General features: G+C 60.8%; 26 protein-coding genes and 1 pseudogene. 11 read left to right on the top strand and 16 right to left on the bottom strand.

Annotated elements, in window-relative coordinates:
• Window positions 1-648 precede the first annotated feature (648 nt).
• A complete protein-coding gene (locus J2046_RS31020; RefSeq protein WP_210058417.1) occupies window positions 649-1047 on the top strand; it encodes a RidA family protein in 399 nt (132 codons plus the stop codon).
• Between the two features lie 59 nt (window positions 1048-1106).
• On the opposite strand, the pseudogene J2046_RS31025 reads toward J2046_RS31020, so the two are convergent.
• From J2046_RS31025 to J2046_RS31040, 4 genes and pseudogenes are all read right to left on the bottom strand, one after another.
• Window positions 1107-1393: pseudogene (locus tag J2046_RS31025) on the bottom strand (CcdB family protein).
• Window positions 1390-1617 carry a type II toxin-antitoxin system CcdA family antitoxin gene (locus J2046_RS31030; protein WP_210058419.1) on the bottom strand — a complete coding sequence of 76 codons (228 nt, stop codon included), beginning with the start codon at window positions 1615-1617 and terminating at the stop codon, window positions 1390-1392. The pseudogene J2046_RS31025 and the gene J2046_RS31030 overlap by 4 nt, the downstream one beginning before the upstream one ends.
• Before the next feature lie 234 nt (window positions 1618-1851).
• Window positions 1852-3678, bottom strand: a complete 1827-nt coding sequence (gene lepA, locus J2046_RS31035) for a translation elongation factor 4 (RefSeq protein WP_210058428.1) — start codon at window positions 3676-3678, stop codon at window positions 1852-1854.
• 83 nt (window positions 3679-3761) lie between these two features.
• Window positions 3762-5012, bottom strand: a complete 1251-nt coding sequence (locus J2046_RS31040; protein WP_210058430.1) for an MFS transporter — start codon at window positions 5010-5012, stop codon at window positions 3762-3764.
• A 188-nt stretch (window positions 5013-5200) separates the two neighbouring features.
• On the opposite strand from J2046_RS31040, the gene J2046_RS31045 reads away from it, so the two are divergent.
• Window positions 5201-5767 (top strand): helix-turn-helix domain-containing protein, encoded by a 567-nt coding sequence (locus J2046_RS31045; protein ID WP_210058476.1) that lies wholly within the window; start codon window positions 5201-5203, stop codon window positions 5765-5767.
• A gap of 21 nt (window positions 5768-5788) precedes the next feature.
• Window positions 5789-6307: a GNAT family N-acetyltransferase gene (locus tag J2046_RS31050; RefSeq protein WP_210058432.1), complete on the top strand. Its 519-nt coding sequence runs from the start codon at window positions 5789-5791 to the stop codon at window positions 6305-6307.
• Here J2046_RS31050 and J2046_RS31055 read toward each other — a convergent pair.
• Window positions 6289-6903, bottom strand: coding sequence for an HAD family hydrolase (locus tag J2046_RS31055; protein ID WP_210058434.1), 615 nt, complete (start codon window positions 6901-6903; stop codon window positions 6289-6291). The two genes, J2046_RS31050 and J2046_RS31055, sit on opposite strands and share 19 nt — an antisense overlap.
• An 86-nt stretch (window positions 6904-6989) precedes the next feature.
• Here J2046_RS31055 and J2046_RS31060 point away from each other — a divergent pair, with 86 nt between their 5' ends.
• On the top strand, window positions 6990-7493 hold the full coding sequence (locus tag J2046_RS31060) for a hypothetical protein (RefSeq protein ID WP_210058436.1): 504 nt from the start codon (window positions 6990-6992) through the stop codon (window positions 7491-7493).
• A 36-nt stretch (window positions 7494-7529) separates the two neighbouring features.
• Here the strand turns inward: J2046_RS31060 and J2046_RS31065 are convergent, their stop codons facing one another.
• The 3 genes from J2046_RS31065 to J2046_RS31075 form a co-directional block, all read right to left on the bottom strand.
• The gene (locus J2046_RS31065) at window positions 7530-8597 is read right to left on the bottom strand and encodes an alpha/beta hydrolase family protein (protein ID WP_210058438.1); all 1068 of its coding nucleotides are present in this window, start codon (window positions 8595-8597) and stop codon (window positions 7530-7532) included.
• A 125-nt stretch (window positions 8598-8722) separates the two neighbouring features.
• Window positions 8723-9928: an MFS transporter gene (locus J2046_RS31070; protein ID WP_210058478.1), complete on the bottom strand. Its 1206-nt coding sequence runs from the start codon at window positions 9926-9928 to the stop codon at window positions 8723-8725.
• Window positions 9929-9985: 57 nt separating this feature from the next.
• Window positions 9986-10603: a TetR/AcrR family transcriptional regulator gene (locus J2046_RS31075; protein ID WP_210058440.1), complete on the bottom strand. Its 618-nt coding sequence runs from the start codon at window positions 10601-10603 to the stop codon at window positions 9986-9988.
• 148 nt (window positions 10604-10751) lie between these two features.
• Here J2046_RS31075 and J2046_RS31080 point away from each other — a divergent pair, with 148 nt between their 5' ends.
• Together J2046_RS31080 and J2046_RS31085 are read left to right on the top strand one after the other, a co-directional pair.
• On the top strand, window positions 10752-10919 hold the full coding sequence (locus tag J2046_RS31080) for a hypothetical protein (RefSeq protein ID WP_200884026.1): 168 nt from the start codon (window positions 10752-10754) through the stop codon (window positions 10917-10919).
• 197 nt (window positions 10920-11116) lie between these two features.
• Entirely contained in the window at window positions 11117-12334 is a 1218-nt protein-coding gene (locus tag J2046_RS31085) for an MFS transporter (RefSeq protein ID WP_210058442.1), read from the top strand.
• Between the two features lie 61 nt (window positions 12335-12395).
• Here J2046_RS31085 and J2046_RS31090 read toward each other — a convergent pair whose 3' ends face one another.
• The 6 genes from J2046_RS31090 to J2046_RS31115 all read right to left on the bottom strand — a co-directional run bounded on the left by J2046_RS31090 (window position 12396) and on the right by J2046_RS31115 (window position 16311).
• Entirely contained in the window at window positions 12396-12611 is a 216-nt protein-coding gene (locus tag J2046_RS31090; protein ID WP_210058444.1) for a hypothetical protein, read from the bottom strand.
• A 64-nt stretch (window positions 12612-12675) separates the two neighbouring features.
• Window positions 12676-12912, bottom strand: a complete 237-nt coding sequence (rpsU, locus tag J2046_RS31095) for a 30S ribosomal protein S21 (protein WP_037159507.1) — start codon at window positions 12910-12912, stop codon at window positions 12676-12678.
• A gap of 52 nt (window positions 12913-12964) precedes the next feature.
• Window positions 12965-13252, bottom strand: a complete 288-nt coding sequence (locus tag J2046_RS31100; protein WP_210058446.1) for a cold-shock protein — start codon at window positions 13250-13252, stop codon at window positions 12965-12967.
• Window positions 13253-13380: 128 nt separating this feature from the next.
• Window positions 13381-13590 carry a cold-shock protein gene (locus J2046_RS31105; RefSeq protein ID WP_037159504.1) on the bottom strand — a complete coding sequence of 70 codons (210 nt, stop codon included), beginning with the start codon at window positions 13588-13590 and terminating at the stop codon, window positions 13381-13383.
• A gap of 354 nt (window positions 13591-13944) precedes the next feature.
• The gene (locus tag J2046_RS31110; RefSeq protein ID WP_210058448.1) at window positions 13945-15057 is read right to left on the bottom strand and encodes a TRAP transporter substrate-binding protein; all 1113 of its coding nucleotides are present in this window, start codon (window positions 15055-15057) and stop codon (window positions 13945-13947) included.
• Window positions 15058-15192: 135 nt separating this feature from the next.
• A complete protein-coding gene (locus tag J2046_RS31115) occupies window positions 15193-16311 on the bottom strand; it encodes a TRAP transporter substrate-binding protein (protein WP_210058450.1) in 1119 nt (372 codons plus the stop codon).
• A 241-nt stretch (window positions 16312-16552) separates the two neighbouring features.
• Between J2046_RS31115 and mbfA the strand changes: the two genes are divergently transcribed.
• Complete coding sequence (gene mbfA / locus J2046_RS31120; RefSeq protein ID WP_210058452.1) at window positions 16553-17536, top strand: iron exporter MbfA; 984 nt, start codon at window positions 16553-16555, stop codon at window positions 17534-17536.
• 182 nt (window positions 17537-17718) lie between these two features.
• Here mbfA and J2046_RS31125 read toward each other — a convergent pair whose 3' ends face one another.
• On the bottom strand, window positions 17719-18243 hold the full coding sequence (locus tag J2046_RS31125; protein ID WP_411828574.1) for a transglutaminase-like cysteine peptidase: 525 nt from the start codon (window positions 18241-18243) through the stop codon (window positions 17719-17721).
• Window positions 18244-18461: 218 nt separating this feature from the next.
• Window positions 18462-19265, bottom strand: a complete 804-nt coding sequence (locus J2046_RS31130) for an alpha/beta hydrolase (protein WP_210058457.1) — start codon at window positions 19263-19265, stop codon at window positions 18462-18464.
• 182 nt (window positions 19266-19447) lie between these two features.
• On the opposite strand from J2046_RS31130, the gene infC reads away from it, so the two are divergent.
• The 4 genes from infC to pheS all read left to right on the top strand — a co-directional run bounded on the left by infC (window position 19448) and on the right by pheS (window position 22101).
• Complete coding sequence (infC, locus tag J2046_RS31135) at window positions 19448-19984, top strand: translation initiation factor IF-3 (protein WP_210058480.1); 537 nt, start codon at window positions 19448-19450, stop codon at window positions 19982-19984.
• 196 nt (window positions 19985-20180) lie between these two features.
• On the top strand, window positions 20181-20384 hold the full coding sequence (rpmI, locus tag J2046_RS31140; RefSeq protein ID WP_037159489.1) for a 50S ribosomal protein L35: 204 nt from the start codon (window positions 20181-20183) through the stop codon (window positions 20382-20384).
• A gap of 37 nt (window positions 20385-20421) precedes the next feature.
• Window positions 20422-20826: a 50S ribosomal protein L20 gene (gene rplT, locus J2046_RS31145; protein ID WP_037159486.1), complete on the top strand. Its 405-nt coding sequence runs from the start codon at window positions 20422-20424 to the stop codon at window positions 20824-20826.
• Window positions 20827-21018: 192 nt separating this feature from the next.
• Window positions 21019-22101, top strand: coding sequence for a phenylalanine--tRNA ligase subunit alpha (pheS, locus tag J2046_RS31150; RefSeq protein WP_210058459.1), 1083 nt, complete (start codon window positions 21019-21021; stop codon window positions 22099-22101).
• Window positions 22102-22113: the final 12 nt, after the last annotated feature.

A 22113-nucleotide genomic window follows, 5' to 3' on the forward strand; every position in this document is an offset into this window, starting at 1 on the left:
ACCCCCGGACGCCGCATGGCGCTGTCCCGTCACCCTTCCAATGCCTCACAGGCACGCCCGGCGCACAATGCAAGGAAGCGAAACGAGACGTCGGTCCGACAGCGTCTCATCCGCCCCCACGTCGCCAGAGGGAGACCATTTTCCGCGGACCCCGAATGCAAGGACTTACGTCGTTTCCTCACATCCGGCGCCGGCCCCGCCTCGCCGGAACGCCTTCCGGTGTATCCGATGCGGGACGGCACGATTGTAGGCACAAGGTGAGAAGGCGGGGATGAATGGAGGCACAAGGTGAGAAGGCGGGGATGAATGGAGGCGATTTTTTCTGCAGATTTCTCGCAAGGTCTTGATTTGCCTCACCATACCCCCCTCTGCCCTGCCGGGCATCTCCCCCACAAGGGGGGAGATCGGATGGGCCGGCGGCTTCCGCTATAGGCGGCTGGGTTGGCCGGGGCGCCGGCTCTGCTCCCGCCATTTACGGCATCGGGTCCTGTTCCATGTGACGGCAGAAAGAAACATACATCGCGTATGTGAATTGACATACGCGATGTATGACTTATATCAATTGACATACGGGACGTATGCGACCGGATGCCCGACAAAGCGGACCGGGATTGCGATCCGGCCCGCACGGTTCAACAGGAGAATGAAATGACCAAACGCGATGCAGTCTTCCCCGCCGGACGGCAGGCGCTCTACGAGATCCACAAATATTCGGCGGCGATCCGCTCGGGCGATCTGCTCTTCGTCTCGGGCCAGGTCGGCAGCCGCGGAGACGGCTCGCCCGAACCGGATTTTAAAAAGCAGGTCGAGCTTGCCTTCGAAAACCTCCGCGCTGTGCTGAAGGCGGCGGGCTGCACGTTCGACGACATTGTCGATGTGACCACTTTCCACACCGATCCGGAAAAGCAGTTCGAAACGGTTCTTGCCGTGAAGGACGCCACGTTTACGGAAAAACCCTACCCCAACTGGACGGCCGTCGGCGTCAACTGGCTGGCGGGCTTCGATTTTGAGATCAAGGTGATTGCACGTATTCCGCAGGGCGAGTGACGGAGGCAGGACGGTGGCCGGTAGAGATCAGGCTGGCCGCCGCCTTGCTGTTTCTTGCATCAAAAGCCCTGAAAGAGGAAGTCGGTCGCGGCGACAATCTCGTCGGCTCGGGCGGAGAGATCGGCGATCCTGACGCCGAGTTCGGTGGCAGGAACCGCGGCAAGGAATTCCGTCATCATGACATAGTCTACGCCGTTGATCTCGAAGCGAGGGTTGAGGCGAACGGCAATTCGCTTTCGGGGACCAACGGCACCACCACGCGGGTGTGAAGCGCATCCAGAAGGTTGGCCTGTATATCCAGCGCTATCTCATTTCCGAATTGATAGACGTGGAAGCGGACGATCAAAATTGCCGGTATTTTGCCAGAGGCAGATCGTGCTTTTCGACATAATCATTGGCGGCTTTTATCGCTTCCGCATTCTCGATCCTCCAAAGCCGTTCCTTTTTGGCCTTGACGGCGCGGGCAAGGCCTTCCTCGGCCGCCCGGCTGACGTCGAGCTTCAACTCCCGCGCTTCCGACAGAAGCGATGCATCAAGCGAAAGACTGGCAGCTTTGCGGGCGGTGGACATGCGTGCCCCCAATGGCTCAGGCGAGCTATGCCTTGGTCGCGAAAAATCACAAGCGGTGTCTTCCGCGCCGCCGACGCGGCGCTGCAGGATTCGTGTGACAATACAGGAACGACGGAGAATATACGGTGCCGCCGGTGCCCAAGAGAGGTCGAGGATGCGGCAACTATTGTTGGTGACTACGTAGCCCCAGTGAACAAGATGCCAGCTACTGACGCTGCGCATCCATATTGATGACTACTCATCCCCCATCTTCAGCGCGGCGATGAACGCTTCCTGCGGGATCTCCACCTTGCCGAACTGGCGCATGCGCTTTTTGCCTTCCTTCTGCTTTTCCAGAAGCTTGCGCTTGCGGGTGGCGTCGCCGCCGTAGCACTTGGCGGTCACGTCCTTGCGCAGCGCCCTGACAGTTTCGCGGGCGATCACCTTGCCGCCGATCGCCGCCTGGATCGGGATCTGGAACATATGCGGCGGGATGAGCTCCTTCAGCTTCTCCACCATGCCGCGGCCGCGCCGGTCGGCGGCGGAGCGGTGGACGAGCATCGACAGCGCGTCGACCGGATCGCCGTTGACCAGGATCGACATCTTCACGAGGTCGCCGGCCCGGTAGTCCATGATCGTGTAGTCGAAGGAGGCGTAGCCCTTCGAGATCGACTTCAGCCGGTCGTAGAAATCGAACACCACTTCGTTGAGCGGCAGTTCGTAGGTGATCATCGCGCGGCTGCCCACATAGGTGAGTTCGGTCTGGATGCCGCGGCGGTCCTGGCAGAGCTTCAGGATGGAGCCCAGATATTCGTCCGGCGTCATGATCGTCGCCTTGATCCACGGCTCGCGGATCTCGTCGATCTTGACCACGTCCGGCATGTCGGCCGGGTTGTGCAGTTCCTTCTCGGTGCCGTCGGTCAGCGTCATCTGGTAGACGACGGAAGGGGCGGTCGCGACGAGATCGAGGTTGAACTCGCGCTCCAGCCGCTCCTGGATGATTTCGAGGTGGAGCAGGCCCAAGAAGCCGCAGCGGAAGCCGAAGCCGAGGGCGGCCGAGCTTTCCATCTCGAAGGAGAAGGAGGCGTCGTTGAGGCGGAGCTTGCCCATGGCGGCGCGCAGATCCTCGAAGTCGGCTGCATCCACGGGGAAGAGGCCGCAAAAGACCACCGGCTGGGCCGGTTTGAAGCCGGGAAGCGCATGCGCGGTCGGACGCTTGTCTTCGGTGATCGTGTCGCCGACGCGGGTATCGGCCACTTCCTTGATCGAGGCGGTGATGAAGCCGATCTCGCCGGGGCCGAGGCTATCGACATTGACCATTTTCGGGGTGAGCACACCGACGCGTTCCACGGTGTACTTGGCGTCGGTGCCCATCATGCGGATCTGCTGACCCTTGGTCAGCACGCCGTCGATGATGCGCACCAGAACCATGACGCCGAGATAGGTATCGTACCAGCTATCGACCAGCAGCGCCTTCAGCGGACCCTTTTCGCCTTCCGGGCTCTTGGGCGGCGGCAGCTTGTGGACGATCGCTTCGAGCACGTCCGGAATGCCGAGGCCCGTTTTCGCGGAGATCAGCACGGCGTCGGAAGCATCGATGCCGATGACTTCCTCGATCTGCTCCTTGATGCGCTCCGGCTCGGCGGCCGGCAGGTCGATCTTGTTGAGGACGGTGACGAGCTCGTGGTTGTTGTCGATCGCCTGGTAGACGTTGGCGAGCGTCTGGGCTTCTACGCCCTGAGAGGCATCGACGACGAGCAGCGAACCTTCGCAGGCCGACAGCGAGCGCGAGACTTCGTAGGCGAAGTCCACGTGGCCGGGCGTGTCGATGAGGTTCAGGATATAGGTCTCGCCGTTCTGTGCCTTGTAGTGCAGGCGCACGGTCTGGGCCTTGATGGTGATGCCGCGCTCGCGCTCGATATCCATCGAGTCCAGCACCTGTTCCGACATCTCGCGCTCCGCCAGACCGCCGGTCGACTGGATCAGCCGGTCGGCGAGCGTCGACTTGCCATGGTCGATATGCGCCACGATCGAGAAGTTGCGGATGTGGTCTAGGGGCGTGCGGGACGAATTGGTGCTCATGGCTCGCGCATATAGCAGTGCGAATCCCTGCCGCAAAGCGGAAAGATAACCATTCGTTGAGGATAAGGCCCGGTTTTGCGGGGCTATTGGGGCTTGCCGGTGTCCGGATCGGTGAGAACGGTTGCATTCGGCACCTGGGCGCTGCGGATGCCGATGTTCTCGCGCTCATCGGTCGGCACCGCCTTGCGCTCCGTGAGCCGCCACAGGATGTAGATCGCATAGGCGACCGCCACCAGCATGACCGCATAGATGAAGGTATGCTGGCCGAAGACCGGCGTCAGAAGCGTGACGCCGAGCGGGACGATCGTGGCGGCCGTCGACCAGGCGACGAGCAGCGTCGAGGAGAGAGGCACGAAATCGCCGGGATCGGCGCGGTCGTTGGCATGCGCATTGGCGACCGAATAGACCGTTTCGACCGCGCCGCCGAAGACGAGGAAAACGATCATCAGGATGACGATCGTCGCGAACGAGACGAAGAGCGCCGCAACGCCGGCCGCAACGATGAGCCCGCAGGTGATGAGCAGCACAAAGCGGCGGTCGATGCGATCGGAAAGCACGCCGAGCGGATATTGCACGAAGAGCAGCCCCGTCTGCATGACGAACATCAAGAGCGCGACATTTGCCTGGGAAACCTGGCTGGTGGCGGCATAGATCGGCGTGAAACCCTGCACCACCATGGAAAGCCCGCCCGACGCCAGCACGCCGACGAGACCGACCGGCGAGATGCGCCAGGCCATCGGAATGTTGACGCTGACGCTTGCCGGCGGCGGCGGGTTCGGCAGGCGGGTGAGTCCGATCGGCAGGATGGCGAGCGCGGTGAAGAAAATGACGGCAAGCGGCGCGAGGTTGCCGTCGGTCGGAATGCGGCCGAAAAGCCATGCGCCGCAGCCGAGGCCCAAGACATAGGCCATGTAGAAAAAGGACATGGCCTTGCCACGCCATGCATTGGAGGCGGCATGGTTCAGCCAGCTCTGGGCGATGATGAAGTTGACGTTGGCGGCCGCGCCGTAGAGGCCGCGGGCAAGGATCCAGACATAGGCGGGGAGATCCGCGGCAATCAGCACGGCCGCGATGACGACCATGGCCATCGAGCAGGCGAAGAGGCGCGCATGACCGACACGCTTGATGAGCGGCCCGCCGACCACGCAGCCGACAAGGCCGCCGAAGGCGACCGCGGTGACCGCTGCACCCGCCGCCCATGGCGTGGCCGAATGCGTCAGCATGAAGGGGACGTAGGCGAACATGACGCCGCTGCCGACCGCCGCGATCGTCATCGAAACGACGATGCTGGCGATCGAAAAGGGCGAAGCGACCTCCAATGTCTGGCCGTGCATCTCGATTCTCCGGCGGAGCAGGGCGCCGGTTGCGGTGCAGCCGACTCAGTGACCCTGTGCTGCTCCATAGCCGATTGACGATGACGGGAGCTATCGTGGAAACGCCATCGCTTCACAAATTTCGACTGTCCACCCTGATGCCGCTTGATTCCATCATAAGAGAATGCGATTCTCAGATCATGGAGCAGATGGTTGACAGGATAGACAGCGCAATCAGTGAGCGCCTCAAAAACCTGAGGGCGAGCGCCGGGCTGACGCTGGATGAACTTGCACAACGCTCAGGAGTGAGCCGGGCGATGATCTCCCGCATCGAGCGGGCCGAGGCAAGCCCCACGGCGGCGTTGCTCGCCAGGCTCTCGGAGGCGCTCGGCCTGTCGCTTTCCGCCTTCTTCGCCGACGACCAGCCGGCCACCTCGCCGCTCAGCCGCTACGGCGATCAGAAGCTCTGGCGCGATCCGCATACGGGCTATCTGCGCCGTTCCGTCTCGCCGCAGGGAATGCCGAGCCGGGTGGACATCGTCGAGGTGGACTTTCCAGCCCATGCACGCGTCAGTTTTCCGCCGCGCGAGGAAAGCCGGGTGATGACCCAGCACGTCTGGCTGTTCGAGGGCGTGCTGGAAATGATCATCGGCGAGACCGTTCATACGCTTTATCCGGGCGACTGCCTCTACATGGACCTCGGCGACGCCTTCGACTTTCATAACCCGTCCGACAAGCTCGCCCGCTACGCGGTGATCCTCGACCGCGGCCGGTAGTTCTCAACCGAAAGAACCGAAATGACAACGATCCGTATCATAGACACCGAAGAAGCCCGCGCCGCCATTCCTGACCTCTGCGAAGTCCTGGCCGACTGCATCCATGGCGGCGCATCTGTAGGTTTCATGCTGCCCTTCGCGCCGAAGGACGGAGAGACCTATTGGCAGGAAATCGCCGGTGCGGTGGAAAAGGGCGGTATCATTCTTGCGGTCGCTGAGGTGGAAGGCAAAGTGGTCGGAACGGTGCAGGTGGGGCTGGCGTCGAAACCCAACCAGCCGCATCGCGGCGATCTGATGAAGCTTCTGGTGCATCGCTCGGCGCGCGGGCTTGGCCTGTCGCGCAGGCTGATGGACGTCGTGGAAGCGGAAGCCGCCCGCCGGGGCCGTACGCTCCTGGTGCTCGATACGGCAACCGGCAGCGATGCGGAAAAGATCTATCCGCGTTTCGGCTGGGAACGCGTCGGCGTCATCCCCGATTACGCGATGTGGCCCGAGGGCGGCTTCTGCGGCACGACGCTGTTTTATAAGCGGGTGGGGTGAAGCACGCTGAGTGCGTTTTCAAGCATCATGCCGGGCGTCCAGTGCGCGGCATTCCAGCCGAACTGGCGGGCGCCTTCGATATTCTCCGCCGCATCGTCGATGAACATGATCTCGTGAGGCTCAACGCCTGCCTTAGCGGTTGCCAGCCGGAAGAAATCCTGGTCCGGCTTCCTGTGGCCGAACTTGGCAGAGTAGAAGATGTCGTCGAAATGCGTGGCAAGGCCGAGTTCGCTCATCAGCCATGCCGCGCGGCGGTGTTCCTGGTTGGTGGCGAGGTAGAGCGCCACGCCGCCCTTTCGAAGTTCGGCGAGATCTTCCAGCAGGCGTCTGTCCAGCCTGGAATCGTTCGCGAACCAGTAGCCAAGCAAGGTTTCCGTTTCGATATGCGGCGCGATATTCGCCAGCACGGCCGTCAGGCGCGGTTCGATCGGCTCGCGGCCGGTGACGATGTCCGGCCAGTAGGGTTTGAAGAATTCCCGCTGGAGGGGGGCGAGCGGAAGTCCAAGGTCGCGCTCGAGATCGGTCGCAAACGGAAGGCCGTCGGCCGGTCTGCCGTTCACAAGCACGCCGTCGACATCGACCATCAAGACTTTCATTGCGCAAATGATCCGGTTCTGGGACTGATAGGGAATTGCTGTAGCACTAAACGTGCGGCTATCTATGGCCAAGAGGTATCGGCAACATGACGCGCAGTTTTCATTGGCTTGGAGGAATTGCCTTCGCCTGCTTCGGACTTGTCGCCACCTCGGCGGCCGACGAGGTGCCGAAGTTCACGCAGTTTGCCGAAAAAGTCTATGAGGGGCCGAGCGCGCCGCTGAGGCTTGCGACGCAGGATGACCGAGAGTTTGCGACCCGGCTCCTGGAAGGAATGAAGCAGCCGGTCAATTTCGCCGGTCACTATATCCTTGCCACGTGGGGCTGCGGGGCGGAGTGTCTGGGCGGAGCCGTCATCGATGCGCGCACGGGCGCTGTCGCCTGGCTTCCCTATTCCGTCTGCTGCTGGGGCGAGGGCGAGCCCTTCTATTTCAGGAAGGACAGCCGGTTGATTGTTTTCTCCGGAGTGCTCAACGAGGAAAGCCCCAAGGGCGCGCATTTCTTCGAGTTCAGGAACGGAGAATTCAGACATCTGACGAGCCGTGCGAGCGACGGCTCGGTGCTTTCAGGCATTCCCGAACCGGCGAAATAGGGGCCGATGGCCGGCCCCTATGAGGCATTCGGCAAATTAGTGGCTGGCTTTGAGGGTGCGTTCGAAGGCGCTCGTGACGAGGCCGACGAGTTCCTCATGAATGTCGATGCGCGGTCGTCCGGCATCATCGCAGATCGGGTCCAGCTCTCCGACCGATTTCAGGAACTCCGCGGCACCCTGTTTGCAGACGGGCAGGAAGCTGAAATGGTCGGAATTGTCGACCTGTGCATAGGAAGCATTGGGGACCTGTTTCTCCAGCTTGTCCGCAAGCACCGCGACGGGAATTTTGCCGATGCTGCCGAGGTTGATGACGGTGAGCGGTATGTCGATGTTCCTCAGGCTCTCCGGCGTGAAGACCGTCGCGAGACCCGGATCGACCGCGACCACGGAAGTGATGCGAGCGTCGCGGTTTGACTGTTCGAAGCGGGTCTTGTCGATAGTCCTGAGATCCAAAGGCTCGACGGCGACCTGCTCTCCGCCGGCATAGCCGCGGCCGCCGGCAAACCATCGGCAGTCCATCATGTCCGGATGCTCCGCGCAGTAGCGGATATAGCCGGAAAGATCGGCGCGTGCCCCGGCAAGTTCCAGCACCGTGGTGCCGCCGAGCGAGAAGCCGAGCACGCCGATGCGAGCCGGGTCGATCGACGCTATCCACCGGGGATCGCCAGAGAGCGCGGTGATGACGGCGGAGATATCCCCTGTGCGCTCCCAGATCTTGGGCGTCGCCGCCGGGGTGGAATCGCCGCTTGTGGTGCCGGGATGGTTGGGGCCGGCGACGATGAAACCCGCCTCGGCGAGCTTGGCTGCTATCCAGCCCATGCCTTCGGCCCTTGAGCCGGAACCATGGGAAAGGAGGACGAGCGGGAAGCGACCCTTGCGGATTTCCGCATCTTTGGAAGCGGATGGAATCTCGAAAATGCGGTCTTGAGCGGTTGCACTCTGCGCTCCTGCGGCCGCGGCCGGATACCAGACCGTCACGGCCAGCGGACGGAGATTGTCCTGCGAGACGACGCTGATCTTGCGGACGCCGACAGGATCGGCGGCAAGAAGCGGCGTAGCGCTGGTGCAAAGGCAAAAGGCAAGAAGAAGTCTGGTCAGTCGCATGGGAACCTCTTGTGGTTGGAAAAGCGATGACTGACCTTCGATGGGACGCGAGGTTTTCTCGACCTCGATCACGTTCGAGGACGCCCTCGAACGTGATCAGGCTCGTTATTCCTGCGTGTCGCCCCCTATTCCGCCGGCACCGGCTGAGGCCGCCTTTCCGTCATGAAATAGAGCGAGGCGATGACGGGAAGCGCAAGGCCGATCATGGAGGCGAGCATCCAGCCGCCCTCGGCGAAGGCCCAGGCGCCAACCGCTGAACCGATCGCGCCGCCGCAGAAGAAGGTTGCCATGAAGAGGCCGTTCAGGCGGCTGCGGAGTTCGGCCCCAAGCCCGTAGATCGCCCGCTGGCCGATGACCAGCGTCATGGTGACGCCGAAATCGAGCAGGATCGCCGCGAGTGTCAGGAGCGTCAGTGCGACGACGGAGCCTTCCGGTGCAATATGGGTCATCGCGAAGGCAGCCGCCACGGCGAGAATGCCGAAGAGCGTGGCGGGCTTTCCGAGGTCACGGTCTGCCAGGCGTCCCGCGATTGGTGAGGCGATGGCGCCGGCGACACCGGCAAGCGCGAAGAGGGCGATGCCGGCCTGGGTGAGCTGGAAGGCGGGACCGGCCAGAACCAGCGGCGTCACCGTCCAGAACAGGCTGAAGGCGGCGAACTGACAGGCCTGATAGAAGGCGCGGCGGCGCAGCACCGGCTGGGTCGCGTAGAGCCGGCCCATCGATGCCAACAGGCTGAAATACGACAGCTTCGTCTGGGGCACGCGCTTGGGCAGGCGCGTTGCGAGCACGAAGCCGAGCACGATCATGACCGCGGCCGACAGAAAGAAGACGAGGTGCCAGGAGGAAAACCGGGCAATGAAGCTCGAAACCGGCCGGGCCATCATGATACCGACCATCAGCCCGCTCATGACGTTTCCGACCACCCGGCCGCGATGGGCGTCCGGCGCCAGATTGGCCGCGAAGGGCACGATCATCTGCACTGCGGTGGAGGCAAGCCCGATCGCCAGCGAAGCGGCGAGGAAGGGGAGGACAGCGGTGGAGAACCCTGCCGCGAGAAGCGCGATCGCCGCGGCGCCGACCATCGTCACGATCAGCCGGCGGTTTTCGAGAAGGTCGCCGAGCGGCACGATCAGCAGCAGGCCAAGGCCATAGCCGATCTGGGTGAGCGTCACGATAAGGCCTGTCGCATGCGCAGGAAGCCCGATCGAGGCGGCGATCGGACCGGCGAGCGGCTGGGCGTAATAAAGATTGGCGGCGATCAGGCCGCAGGCCGCGGCCATGACGAAGGTCATGCCGGCGGACATCGCGCGTGAAATGGCCGGTGCGGCCATGGTGGCGGAATTGCTTGTCACGAAAAGCTCCTTGGGAGAAAGGATCGGGTTAGAAAATCAATCGAGAAGTTTCATGGCCGCCTCGATCACGGAAAAAGCGCGATCACGGTCTGGTCCGGTTTTGCCGAGTACCCGCAGGCCCTGGGTAACGGAAAGCATGAGGCGTGCCGTCGTATCCGGATCGACCGTCTGCGGGATCGAGCCATCCGCATGCCCTTCGCGGATCAGGGCATTGAGAAGAGCTTCGCTGCGTTGCATCGACCGGTCGACCCGCTCGGCGGCTTCCTTGTCGTAGACGGCAAGCTCAATGGCCGTGCCGACGACAAGACAACCACGCCGGCCGCTTTCGCCATGCGAGGCTTCGGCATAAAAGCGCAGCAGGCGGAAAACCCTGTCACGGCCGCTTTCACCGTCGGCAAGTTCCTCATCCAGAAGCGCATTGCGCACCTGTTTGTAGCGGTCGAAAGCAGCCAGGAAGATCGCCTTCTTGTCCTTGAACGCCTTGTAGAGACTGCCGGCGGCAAGACCCATGGCATCCTTCAGTTCGGAAATCGAAGCCGCATGATAGCCGCGCTCCGAAAAGACGATGATCGCCTTGTCCAGGGCCTCGTCGATCTCGAATTCGCGCGGGCGGCCGGGTAAGCGTACGGCGATGTCCGAAATGGTGCTATCCATGATTTGTCGTCTTAATTTGGAAATGATTGTTCCCAAATAGATGTCGAATTGAGTTTCGTCAAGAGGACTGGGCCGGGTGAAAAGCGGAACATATCCGTCGCGGAGGGGTTCAGCCTCTGTCACCAACGTAAAAAGCTGGAGGACAGACATGAGCAAGAGTGACGTGAAGGAAGCCGTGAAACGCGCTGAGCAGCAGGTGGAGAACACCAGCGGCGGCGGTCATCTCGGCGGCACCTATTATGGCCAGCAGCCGGACGGCAAGACCGCTTCGACCAATCACAATGTCGGCAAGGCCCGCCCGAATACGGGCGCCTGACGTCACGGCAAAGAAGAAGTTTCAGAAGCCCCGCCGCGTGCGGGGCTTTTGTTGTATCGTCGGCAAATCCGGTTTTGAAAAAAAATCGGGAAGCCTGTCGGGAAAGGGCGAGGCCGTGCGTCCTTGGTTCGGGATGACGCTGCGGAGAGCGCGCCGCGCATCCGGATCTCGGGACCTATGGCAAATGGGAGTAGGGCATGATGACCAACTATCGCTGGGTGATTGTCGCTGCGGGGGCGCTTATGGGGTGCGTCGCCGTCGGCACGATGTTTTCGCTCGCCATCTTTCTGCAGCCGATCGCGACCGACACCGGTTGGTCGCATGCCGGCATTTCCAGCGCGATGACGCTGAATTTCATCGTGATGGGGCTTGGCGGCTTTCTTTGGGGTACGGCGAGCGATCGCTACGGGGCTCGTATCGTCGTGTTGATCGGCGCGGCCTTGCTCGGGCTGGCGCTTGTGCTGACAAGCCAGGTGCAGAATCTTTTCCTTTTCCAGGTCATCTACGGCTGCCTCGTGGGCCTGTCCGCGAGCGCCTTCTTTGCGCCGATGATCGCGCTCACGATGTCTTGGTTCGACAAGCATCGCAGCCTTGCCGTCTCGCTTGTCTCCGCCGGGATGGGTGTCGCGCCGATGACGATTTCGCCCTTCGCCCGTTGGCTGATCACCTATTATGACGACTGGCGGATGGCCATGTTCCTGATCGGCGTCGGTGCATGGGTGCTGCTTCTGCCGGCGGCACTGCTGGTGCGCAATCCGCCGGCGGCCGCGGCCGCGGCCGGCGCACATGCGGAAACCGGAGCGGAAGGGTCGGGCATCCCGCTTTCAAAAATTCTGCGTTCGCCGCAGTTCCTGGTGCTGGCCTTCACCTTCTTCGCTTGCTGTGCGGCCCATTCCGGCCCGATCTTCCACATGGTGAGCTATGCCATGTTCTGCGGCGTTGCGCCGATGGCGGCGGTGACGATCTACAGCGTCGAAGGGGCGGCAGGTCTTGGCGGCCGCGTGCTGTTCGGGGTGATGGCGGATAAATTCGGCGTCAAGCCGGTGCTGATCGGGGGGCTGATGATCCAGGCTGCGGTGATCGCCGCCTATACGATGGCCGCTGACCTCACCCAATTCTACATGCTCGCGGTGATCTTCGGCGGCACCTATGGCGGCGTCATGCCGCTCTATGCGGTTCTGGCGGGCGAATATTTCGCGCCTCGGATCCTGGGTACCGTTCTTGGCGGCGCAACCATGCTGTCAAGTATCGGCATGGCTTTCGGTCCGCTGGCCGGCGGCTGGGCCTTCGACCAGTTCAACAATTACAACTGGCTGTTCTTCGGTTCGGCGCTGGTGGGTCTCGGCGCGGTCCTGATCGCACTCGCCTTCCCGCCACTGCCGGGCCGGCAAGAGGAGAAGCTCCAGCCGGCATGAGCCGCTGCGGCGCCCTATCGCGAAATAGGAAAAGCCCGGGAGTCCCGGGCTTTTGCGGATCTCAATGATCAGCCGGTCTCTTGCGGCTCTTCGGGGGCGCTTGCGGCGGTTGGTCGGCTTCGCGCTGAAGTCGAAGCTGCTTGAGCTTTTCGGTTTTCTTTTCCCGTTGCGATGTTTCCGCGGCAATGATGGCGCGGGCCGTATGGTCGGTGGCTGCGGCCTTGTCACGCGCGGAAAGCTTGGTGGGATTGAAGAATTCGTCTTTGGTTGCGGTCATGAGATCCTCCTTCCTGTTGAGAAAGTCTGGGCCTGTGGAGAAAGTCCGGGCGGTCCGACAGATATCAACGCGTACGCACGACCTTCTTTGGCGCCGGCAGCAGACCTTCGCGCTGAGCCTTCTTGCGGGCGAGCTTGCGGTAACGCCGGATAGCCTCGGCCTTTTCACGGGCGCGCTTTTCGGAAGGTTTCTCGTAAGCGCTACGCGCCTTCATTTCACGGAAGACGCCTTCGCGCTGCATCTTCTTCTTGAGCACCCGAAGTGCCTGATCGACATTGTTGTCTCTAACAAGAACCTGCAAACTATATCCTTTCCATTGCGGGTAAACCCGTCTTCAATCAAGGGGTTGAAACTTACTTTCCGATGCGGATGCGCGATGGCTTGAGCCACGGCTCGCCGGATCCTGTCGGTGCGGTCTCGCCTTTTGCAGCTGACGTTGCGGTCGCTGATAGGTCGATATCACTCGCAACGATACGCCGTTCGAAGTTCTCGTTGTCGAAGCGCACGCGATATTGATGCTCTCCGCGATCAGCCGCCGGTAAAAGTCCAACGATCCGGCATGTGCGGTCGCCCGTGGCCGTCCGCGTTAACCCCGCCTTCAAGACGACGAGATCGTTGACGGCATAGATGTTCGGGCTCATCTTTTTCTCCTTGAGCCCGGCCGGGAAGCCGGACAAAAACAAAAAGGCCGGGCGTAACCCCGACCTCTTCCCGTCATTCAAGCGCTAGCTGCCAGTACATCCGTGGTCAGCCGAGGCGAATGACATCCTTATGCAGCCCGCAGATTGTCGGCCGAGCTCTTGCCGGACTTGCGGTCGCGAACGATCTCGTAGGAGATCTTCTGACCTTCTGCCAGCGAGGACATGCCAGCGCGTTCGACAGCGGAAACATGGACAAAAACGTCTGTCGCGCCGTCATCAGGCTGAATGAAGCCAAAACCCTTGGTGCTGTTGAACCACTTTACGGTGCCAGTATTCATAACGATTTCCTTTCAATCGCTAGAGTTATCGGACAGTATTTCGCCCGCTTTGATCGATATTTGAGAGGAAATCTGACAGAGCGTAAAGCTCGTTGACAAAGGTCGCAAGCAATTTTCGATGTCAGCAATATATGCCTTATCCCCGGATAATCAATGCTCAATGATCGATTTAATTCTCTCAGTGCCGGGACGAGAGCAGGAATTTCTCGCCCAAGGGTTTGATTTTGAACCGTATTATTGAAAGCCAAATTCTCTCGTCCGTAGAGACGAAGAGGCTTTCACACACGGCCGGACGGATCGGCGTCGGGTCAGAAAGCCCGGAATTCTCCGGGCTTCCCGCGCGAGGGATGGCGGTCAGAGCGTGCCGTTGCGCTGCTGCGTCATCATGAAGGTGTCGTAGGAATATTCCGCGACCTGGGCCCAGAGATAGGCGTCCTTCTTGAAAGCCTGCTGGCTGTCGTAGAGCTTCTTGAACGCCGGGCTCCTGGCCGAGAGCTCGGCATAGGTTTCCATTGCTGCCTTGAAGCAGACATCCATGATCTCGCGGCTGAAGGGCTTCAGGATCGCACCTTCGGCGACGAGCTGCTTGAGCGCCCTGGCGTTATGCGCGTCGTAATTGGCGAGCATGCTCATGTTGGCCGATGCGCAGGCATTCGCCAAGATCTGCTGGTAGCTCTTCGGCAGGGCGTTGAACTTTTCCAGATTGAAGAAGGCATGCATGGCAGGGCCGCCTTCCCACCAGGCCGGATAGTAATAATATTTCGCAACCTTCGCGAAGCCGAGCTTCTGATCATCATAGGGGCCGACGAATTCGGTAGCGTCGATCGTGCCCTTTTCAAGCGCCGTATAGACGTCGCCCGCAGCGATCTGCTGTGGCGTGACGCCGACCTTCTGCATGACCTGGCCGGCCAGCCCGGCGATGCGCATCTTCAGGCCCTTCAGATCATCGATCGTGTTGATCTCCTTGCGGAACCAGCCGCCCATCTGCGTGCCGCTGTTGCCGGCCGGCAGCGCATAGAGATTGCGCGGTGCCAGGAATTCGTTGATCAGGTCGTTACCGCCGCCCGCCGTGAACCAGGCATTCGTCATGCGGGCGTTGAGGCCGAAAGGAATGGCGGTGCCGAGCGCGAAGGCCGGGTCCTGTCCGATATAGTAGTAGGAACAGGTATGCGCCATTTCGACCGTGCCATTGGCGACGGCGTCCGCTGCCTGAAGGCCGGGCACGATCTCGCCGGCGGCGAAGATCTGGATCGTGAATTTGCCGTCCGTGGCGTTCTTGACACTTTCGGCGATCTCGTTGGCGGCGCCGAAGATGATGTCGAGGCTCTTCGGGAAGGAGGAGGTCAGCCGCCAGGTGATGCTCGGGTTTTCTTGGGCGATGGCCGGTGCGGCCAGGGGGGCGGCAAGCGCTGTCGCGGCCCCGGCGCCTGTTGTCGCGGCCTGTCGCAAGAAATGTCTGCGGTTCATGGAAGTTCTCCTCGACTTCGGAAAGATACGCGCTGAAAGGGTATGATATCGCTCATAATCCTTTCTTTTCGGGAACGGCAAGCAAAATCCCGGAGGATCGCCCCGGGATTTTGCTCTTTCAAATGAACGCGATGATTAGAGCGTGCCCTTGCGCTGCTGGACCATCATGTAGGTGTCGTAGGTATATTCGGCGATCTGGTTCCACAGGTAGCCGTCCTTCTTGAATTCCTGCTGGCTGTCGTAGATCTTCTTGAAAGTCGGGTTCTTGGCGGTGATTTCCGCATAGACGTCCTGCGCCGCCTTATAGCTCGCTTCGAGGATTTCCTGGCTGAAGGGCTTCAGGACCGCGCCTTCTGCAACGAGCTGCTTGAGCGCCTTGGCGTTATGAGCGTCGTAGCGGGCGAGCATGTTGGTATTGGCATTGGCGCAGGCATCCTTCAGCATGCGCTGGTAGCTTTTCGGCAGTGCCTTGAACTTTTCCAGGTTGAAGAAGGCATGCACGGCCGGGCCGCCTTCCCACCAGGCCGGATAATAGTAATATTTCGCGACCTTCACGAAGCCGAGTTTCCGGTCGTCATAGGGGCCGACGAATTCGGTAGCGTCGATCGTGCCCTTTTCGAGAGCGGCGTAGACGTCGCCGCCGGCGATCTGCTGCGGCGTGACTCCGACCTTCTGCATGACCTGGCCGGCAAGCCCGGCGATACGCATCTTCAGGCCCTTCAGGTCATCGATCGTATTGATCTCCTTGCGGAACCAGCCGCCCATTTGCGCGCCGGTATTGCCGGCCGGCAATGCATAGAGATTGTAGCCGGCGAGGAATTCGTTGATCAGCTCGTTGCCGCCGCCGACGGAGAACCAGGCATTGGTCTGCCGCGCGTTGAGGCCGAAGGGCACGGCCGTGCCGAGCGCGAAAGTCGGGTCCTTGCCGATGTAATAGTAGCAGCAGCTATGCGCCATCTCGACGGTTCCGGCCGCAACCGCGTCGGCCGCCTGCAAGCCGGGGACGATCTCACCCGCAGCATAGGTTTCGATGGTGAAGTTGCCGTCGGAGGCTTCCTTCACGCTTTCCGCAATCTCCGTCGAGGCGGTGAAAAGGATATCGGTATTCTTGGTGAAGGAGGAGGTCATCCTCCAGGAGAGCTTCGGATTTTCCTGGGCGATGGCCGGTGCGGCCAGGGGAGCGGTAAGCGCGGTCGCGGCAGCGGCGCCCACGCCGGCGGTCGCTGCCTGCCGGAAGAAATGTCTGCGGTTCATGGGAATAAGGCCTTCTTGACTTTTGGGAGGTGCCCGGATTTTCGCCCGCGCGGGCAGCTCTTAATCCTTTCGTTTCGGGAACAGCAAGCAAAAAATCCGGAAGATTACGCCGAGGCGCAGCGATCCTTTTCAAAAATTGCTTTTACAAATTAAGACTGGCGCCAAATTCCCGCGCGGCAAAAAGTCCCTTGAAGTTTTCCGTCCAAGGCTTAGTTTAGAACAATTCTAATAAGAGGTTTTCATGTTAGGCCGCCTTTTGCCCGCATCCAAGCGATCGTTTGATTCTCTGAGCGAGGAGGAAATTCTCGCTCTCGCCATCGCCTCGGAAGAGGAAGACTCCCGCATCTACCTGGCTTATGCCGACAGTTTGCGGGAGCAGTATCCATCCTCCGCGAAAGTCTTCGAGGATATGGCGGATGTCGAGCAGACCCATAGGAACATGCTGATCGAGATGTTCCGCTCCCGCTTCGGCGAACGCATCCCGCTGATCCGTCGGGAGCATGTGCGCGGCTTTTACGAGCGCAAGCCCGACTGGCTCAGGAAGAACCTGCCGCTTGAGACGGTGCGGGCCGAGACCGAGGCCATGGAGCAGCAGGCAGCGCGATTCTACAGGGAGGCGACCAAGCGCGTTTCCGACGCCTCGACCCGCAAGCTGCTGGGCGATCTCGCGCTTGCAGAGGAGGGACATGAGGATATTGCCCGCATGCTGAGCGAGAAGCATGTGCCGGAAGACGTGAAGTCGGAAGAGGATCAAACCGCGCGGCGCCAGTTCATCCTTACCTATGTCCAGCCGGGTCTGGCGGGCCTGATGGACGGCTCGGTCTCGACGCTCGCTCCGATCTTCGCGGCCGCCTTCGCCACGGGAGATACGTGGTCGACCTTCCTGATCGGTCTCTCGGCTTCAGTCGGTGCAGGCATCTCGATGGGCTTTACGGAAGCGGCCCATGACGACGGGAAGATTTCCGGGCGCGGCTCGCCGGTCAAGCGCGGTCTTGCTTCCGGCATCATGACGGCGATCGGCGGCCTCGGCCATGCCTTGCCCTATCTCATTCCGCATTTCTGGACAGCCACCACCGTGGCCGCGATTGTCGTCTTCTTCGAGCTCTGGGCGATCGCCTTCATCCAGAACCGATACATGGAAACGCCATTTCTGCGCGCCGTCTTCCAGGTGGTCTTTGGCGGTTCGCTGGTGCTGGCGGCCGGTATATTGATCGGGAATGGGTGAGGAACGGTCGGGCGAAGCCCGAGCAATCGATCCAGTGAATCGATTGCAGTGACGAGCGCCCTGAACCTGGAGCGAAGGGCCGGTCGCCGATGCGGCAGACTTTTCTCTTTCAGGTCATTAAACAAAACCGCCTGCGATCAGATGATCGCAGGCGGCCCTGGGTCCCCGTGCTGACCCGTTGATCAGCGCAATGCGCCGACAAGAACGTCGCGGCCGTTTTCGATCGTCACCCAGCGGCCTGTGTTGAAGGATGCCTGGCGCTTCAGGAACGTGTAAGGCGTCTGATGCCAGGGCTTCACCTCATTATCGAGGTTGTCGAGAATGAAGTCGCCGTCGGAGGTGCGAAGCGTCAGGACTGCATGCCCTTCGCCGTCGGGTTTGCGGACGACAGTCATAAGAAGATCGGAAAGGGCAAAGCCCCGAGCTGCCAATTCCTTACGCTTCTCGAGCGCGTAATCCTCGCAGTCGGCGAAATTGGTGGGGTAGGCCCACACTTCTTCCCGACCATAGATTTCCTTGTCGGTCTTGGCGAAGAAGCGGCCGTTGACGGACCGGTTGATCTGGCGAACGAGAGCCCAGCCCTTGGCGCTGATCTTGGGAGCCGGAGTCGAACGGCCCCTGATCGAACATTCAGACTGATATTTCTGGCAGAATTCGTAATGACCGATCGGCTGGGACGTCACTGCGCCTGTAACCATGGAATTCATCGACCTTGGAGCCGGCACTGCTGCGCTCACTGGTACAAGTACGCTGACTAGGATCACGGCAAGCCGTGCCTGCAAGGCTCTCATCATGGACCCGTCCCTAAAATTCCTAACGAAAAGTTAAGATTGGACGGGCGCAAGAGTCAATCGGTGAAGATTTGTTAATGTTTGGCTCGTGATATTATGGTTAAGGCTGCTGCTTTTTTGTCTCAGGCCAAAATTTAATCATGCACAATTAGGGCTGAGGCCGCAGTCCTCAATTTTTCGATGTCCTGCGGCCTTGAAAGCCGGTGGTCGCCATCGCGGACCAGGGTCAGCACGACGTCGTCGGCCGGCAGGAATTCAACGAGCTTCAGGGCGTGCTGGTAAGGCACGTCGCAATCCTTCATGCCCTGCAGGATGGTGACCGGACAGCCGGTTTCGATAATCCCGGTCAGCACGCGGTTGCTGCGGCCGTCCTCGATCAGGTCGCGGGTATAGATGTTGGGCTCGGGGCTGTATTCCGAAGGTTCTTCGAAATAGCCGCGTTCGGCAAGCGACCGACGCTCCTCATCCGTCAGGTTCGGCTCGATAAGCTCCGCGGTGAAGTCCGGCGCCGGCGCGATCAGCAGGATGCCGTCGATCCTCGGCGCTTTTTTCCGTCTCTTCAGTTCCTGCGCTAGCCGCAGCGCGATCCAGCCGCCCATGGAGGAGCCGACAAGGATGACACGCTTCGGCTTGATGTCATCGAGGACGGCCAGCGCCTCTTCGAGCCAGCGGGAAATGGTGCCGTCCCGGAAAGCCCCACCGGAAATGCCGTGGCCGGAATAGTCGAACCGGATGGCCGCGATCCCGAGTTCGCCTGCCAGCGCGTCGAGCTCCACTGCCTTGGTGCCGGACATGTCGGACCGGTAGCCGCCAAGCCAGACGAAAGCGAGGCCGGTCTTCTTCTGCGCAGCCCGGTGGAGGATCGCAATCTCGCGGCCGGCCGGCCCTTCGCCTACGGTGATCCTCTTTTCGGTGATGTGGGCTGCGGCCTCTGTCATGGCGGGTTCCTTGCACATTTTGCCGCGCGTATAAAACAAATTCGCAGCATGCGACAGCAGGTGATTTTTTCATGACAACGTGCTATTGACTTCGCGCGAGCGATCACGACATTGCCCCGGCCGCAGGCGGGGTCAGGTGAAAGTCGTTGCTTGCGTTTCGAAACAATCAGGAGAATACGACCATTCGCAGACCATTCAAAGCCGATGCCCCCGTCAAGGAGGGGCCGCGCGCCAACAGGGAAATTCGCATTCCCAAGGTCCAGCTTATCGATGCCGAAGGCCAGAACCTCGGTGTGGTTCCCACCGACCAAGCCCTCAGGATGGCAGAGGAAGCCGGTCTTGATCTTGTCGAGATCTCGCCGAACAACGATCCGCCGGTGTGCAAGATCCTCGACCTCGGCAAGCTGAAATATGCGAACCAGAAGAAGGCGGCCGAAGCCCGCAAGAAGCAGAAGATCGTCGAAATCAAAGAAATCAAGATGCGCCCGAACATCGACACCCATGATTATGAGGTGAAGATGAAGGCGATGAACCGGTTCTTCGAGGACGGTGACAAGGTGAAGGTGACGCTGAAGTTCCGCGGCCGCGAAATGGCCCACCAGGAACTCGGCATGAAGCTTCTGCTTCAGGTGAAGGATGACACCACGGAGATCGCCAAGGTGGAAGCCGAGCCCAAGCTCGAAGGCCGTCAGATGATGATGGTGCTGGCGCCGAAATAAGCGCCGCACCTTCCTGCATTCCGCGGTTTCGCCGGCATTCCTGCCGGTTTCTCGACACGCTTTCTTTCCCATTGCGCTTTTGACCGACTGCGGTTATAAGCGCGCGTCCGAACGGTCCGGCAGGGCATGCCGTGGCCGTTCCAAATGCTTGAAACCGGCCTCGTCCGCCGGTTCGATACAAAAACGGAGTAGCAAAATGCCCAAGATGAAGACGAAATCGGCTGCCAAGAAGCGGTTCAAGATCACCGCGACCGGCAAAGTCGTCGCAGCCGCCGCTGGCAAGCGCCACGGCATGATCAAGCGGTCCAACAAGTTCATCCGCGATGCGCGCGGAACGATGATCCTTGCCGAACCCGATGGCAAGAAGGTTATCAAGAGCTACCTGCCGAACGGTCTCTGAGACCCTCGTCGCTTTGGATCATTAAGGAGATCATGACATGGCACGCGTAAAACGGGGCGTAACTTCCCGCGCCAAACACACCAAGACTTTGAAAGCAGCCAAGGGTTTCTACGGCCGCCGCAAGAATACGATCCGCGCAGCCAAGGCTGCCGTCGATCGCTCCCGGCAGATGGCCACGCGCGATCGGCGCGTGAAGAAGCGGAATTTCCGCGCTCTGTGGATTCAGCGCATCAACGCTGCCGTCCGCGAGTTCGGCTTGACCTACGGCCGTTTCATCGACGGCCTCAACAAGGCTGGCATCGAAGTCGACCGCAAGGTTCTGTCCGACATGGCGATCCATGAGCCGGCCGCCTTCGGCGCACTCGTCGAAGCCTCCAAGAAGGCTCTCGAGTATCTCAAGGAAGCCGGTACGGCCAACGAGTTTGAAAGCGCGGTTCGTTAACCAGCGCTTCCCAGGCTTCATTAGCTTCACTGATTTTGGGAAACCCGCGCTGGTTTGGGCCGGCGCGGGTTTTTCATTGCAGCGCCGTATGTCGGCCGCGAGGTGCAAAGGACGCTGCAACGACTGAAATGCCCGTAAACTGCCCGTTATGACGTCTGAATAGATCTCTCCGACCATCACACGGAAGAAACCATGTCCGATCTGGAAAACCTGAAAACTTCGCTTCTGGCGGAAATCGCCGGTGCCGGCGACGAAGCCGCGATCGAGGCGGTGCGTGTCGCAGCGCTTGGCAAGAAGGGTTCGGTCTCCGAACTCCTGAAGACACTGGGCGCCATGTCGCCGGAGGAGCGCCAGAGCCGCGGCGCCGCGATCAACGCGCTGAAGAACGAGATCACCGACGCGATCACGACCCGAAAGACGGTCTTGAAGGATGCGGCGATCGAGGCGCGGCTGAAGGCGGAAACGGTGGATATCACCCTTCCGGTGCGCTCCTCGCCTGCCGAGCGCGGCCGTATCCACCCGATCAGCCAGATCGTCGACGAGATCACCGCCGTCTTCGCCGACATGGGCTTTTCGATCGCTGAAGGCCCGGATATCGAGACGGACTATTACAACTTCACGGCGTTGAACTTCCCGGAAGGTCACCCGGCCCGCGAGATGCACGACACCTTCTTCTTCTCGGCCGATGAAAAGGGCGAGCGCAAGGTTCTGCGCACGCATACATCGCCGGTGCAGATCCGCACGATGGAGGCTGAGAAGCCGCCGATCCGCATCGTCATCCCAGGCAAGACGTATCGGCAGGACTCGGATGCGACCCATTCGCCGATGTTCCACCAGGTCGAGGGTCTCGTCGTCGACCGCAAGTCGCATGTCGGCCACATGCGCTGGATATTGGAAGAGTTCTGCAAGGCCTTCTTCGAAGTACCGTCGGTGACGATGCGCTTCCGTCCGTCCTTCTTCCCGTTTACCGAGCCGAGTTTCGAGGTGGACATCCAGTGCGACCGCTCCGGTCCGATCGTGAAGTTCGGCGAGGGTAACGACTGGATGGAAATCCTCGGCTGCGGCATGGTGCATCCGAACGTGCTGAAGGCCGGCGGGCTCGACCCCGACGAGTTCCAGGGTTTTGCCTGGGGCATGGGTCTCGACCGCATCGCCATGCTGAAATACGGCATGCCGGACCTGCGCGACTTCTTCAACGCCGACGTCCGCTGGATGAACCATTACGGCTTCCGCCCGCTCGACATGCCGACGCTGTTCGGCGGTTTGAGCGTATAAGGGAGGATTGGA

The organism is Neorhizobium petrolearium (genome assembly GCF_017873175.1).
Lineage (GTDB): Bacteria > Pseudomonadota > Alphaproteobacteria > Rhizobiales > Rhizobiaceae > Neorhizobium > Neorhizobium petrolearium.

What these genes read in the sequence shown, in the direction of transcription:
- J2046_RS31115 (WP_210058450.1), bottom strand. Translation starts at nt 16,311, where the DNA reads ATGAACCGCAGACATTTCTTCCGGCAGGCAGCGACCGCCGGCGTGGGC.
- J2046_RS31055 (WP_210058434.1), bottom strand. Translation starts at nt 6,903, where the DNA reads ATGAAAGTCTTGATGGTCGATGTCGACGGCGTGCTTGTGAACGGCAGA.
- J2046_RS31130 (WP_210058457.1), bottom strand. Translation starts at nt 19,265, where the DNA reads ATGACAGAGGCCGCAGCCCACATCACCGAAAAGAGGATCACCGTAGGC.
- lepA (WP_210058428.1), bottom strand. Translation starts at nt 3,678, where the DNA reads ATGAGCACCAATTCGTCCCGCACGCCCCTAGACCACATCCGCAACTTC.
- J2046_RS31040 (WP_210058430.1), bottom strand. Translation starts at nt 5,012, where the DNA reads ATGCACGGCCAGACATTGGAGGTCGCTTCGCCCTTTTCGATCGCCAGC.
- rplT (WP_037159486.1), top strand. Translation starts at nt 20,422, where the DNA reads ATGGCACGCGTAAAACGGGGCGTAACTTCCCGCGCCAAACACACCAAG.
- J2046_RS31110 (WP_210058448.1), bottom strand. Translation starts at nt 15,057, where the DNA reads ATGAACCGCAGACATTTCTTGCGACAGGCCGCGACAACAGGCGCCGGG.
- mbfA (WP_210058452.1), top strand. Translation starts at nt 16,553, where the DNA reads ATGTTAGGCCGCCTTTTGCCCGCATCCAAGCGATCGTTTGATTCTCTG.
- J2046_RS31030 (WP_210058419.1), bottom strand. Translation starts at nt 1,617, where the DNA reads ATGTCCACCGCCCGCAAAGCTGCCAGTCTTTCGCTTGATGCATCGCTT.
- J2046_RS31065 (WP_210058438.1), bottom strand. Translation starts at nt 8,597, where the DNA reads ATGCGACTGACCAGACTTCTTCTTGCCTTTTGCCTTTGCACCAGCGCT.
- J2046_RS31100 (WP_210058446.1), bottom strand. Translation starts at nt 13,252, where the DNA reads ATGAGCCCGAACATCTATGCCGTCAACGATCTCGTCGTCTTGAAGGCG.
- J2046_RS31125 (WP_411828574.1), bottom strand. Translation starts at nt 18,243, where the DNA reads ATGAATTCCATGGTTACAGGCGCAGTGACGTCCCAGCCGATCGGTCAT.
- J2046_RS31060 (WP_210058436.1), top strand. Translation starts at nt 6,990, where the DNA reads ATGACGCGCAGTTTTCATTGGCTTGGAGGAATTGCCTTCGCCTGCTTC.
- J2046_RS31080 (WP_200884026.1), top strand. Translation starts at nt 10,752, where the DNA reads ATGAGCAAGAGTGACGTGAAGGAAGCCGTGAAACGCGCTGAGCAGCAG.
- rpmI (WP_037159489.1), top strand. Translation starts at nt 20,181, where the DNA reads ATGCCCAAGATGAAGACGAAATCGGCTGCCAAGAAGCGGTTCAAGATC.
- J2046_RS31070 (WP_210058478.1), bottom strand. Translation starts at nt 9,928, where the DNA reads ATGGCCGCACCGGCCATTTCACGCGCGATGTCCGCCGGCATGACCTTC.
- J2046_RS31075 (WP_210058440.1), bottom strand. Translation starts at nt 10,603, where the DNA reads ATGGATAGCACCATTTCGGACATCGCCGTACGCTTACCCGGCCGCCCG.
- J2046_RS31105 (WP_037159504.1), bottom strand. Translation starts at nt 13,590, where the DNA reads ATGAATACTGGCACCGTAAAGTGGTTCAACAGCACCAAGGGTTTTGGC.
- J2046_RS31050 (WP_210058432.1), top strand. Translation starts at nt 5,789, where the DNA reads ATGACAACGATCCGTATCATAGACACCGAAGAAGCCCGCGCCGCCATT.
- pheS (WP_210058459.1), top strand. Translation starts at nt 21,019, where the DNA reads ATGTCCGATCTGGAAAACCTGAAAACTTCGCTTCTGGCGGAAATCGCC.
- J2046_RS31045 (WP_210058476.1), top strand. Translation starts at nt 5,201, where the DNA reads ATGGTTGACAGGATAGACAGCGCAATCAGTGAGCGCCTCAAAAACCTG.
- J2046_RS31020 (WP_210058417.1), top strand. Translation starts at nt 649, where the DNA reads ATGACCAAACGCGATGCAGTCTTCCCCGCCGGACGGCAGGCGCTCTAC.
- J2046_RS31085 (WP_210058442.1), top strand. Translation starts at nt 11,117, where the DNA reads ATGATGACCAACTATCGCTGGGTGATTGTCGCTGCGGGGGCGCTTATG.
- J2046_RS31090 (WP_210058444.1), bottom strand. Translation starts at nt 12,611, where the DNA reads ATGACCGCAACCAAAGACGAATTCTTCAATCCCACCAAGCTTTCCGCG.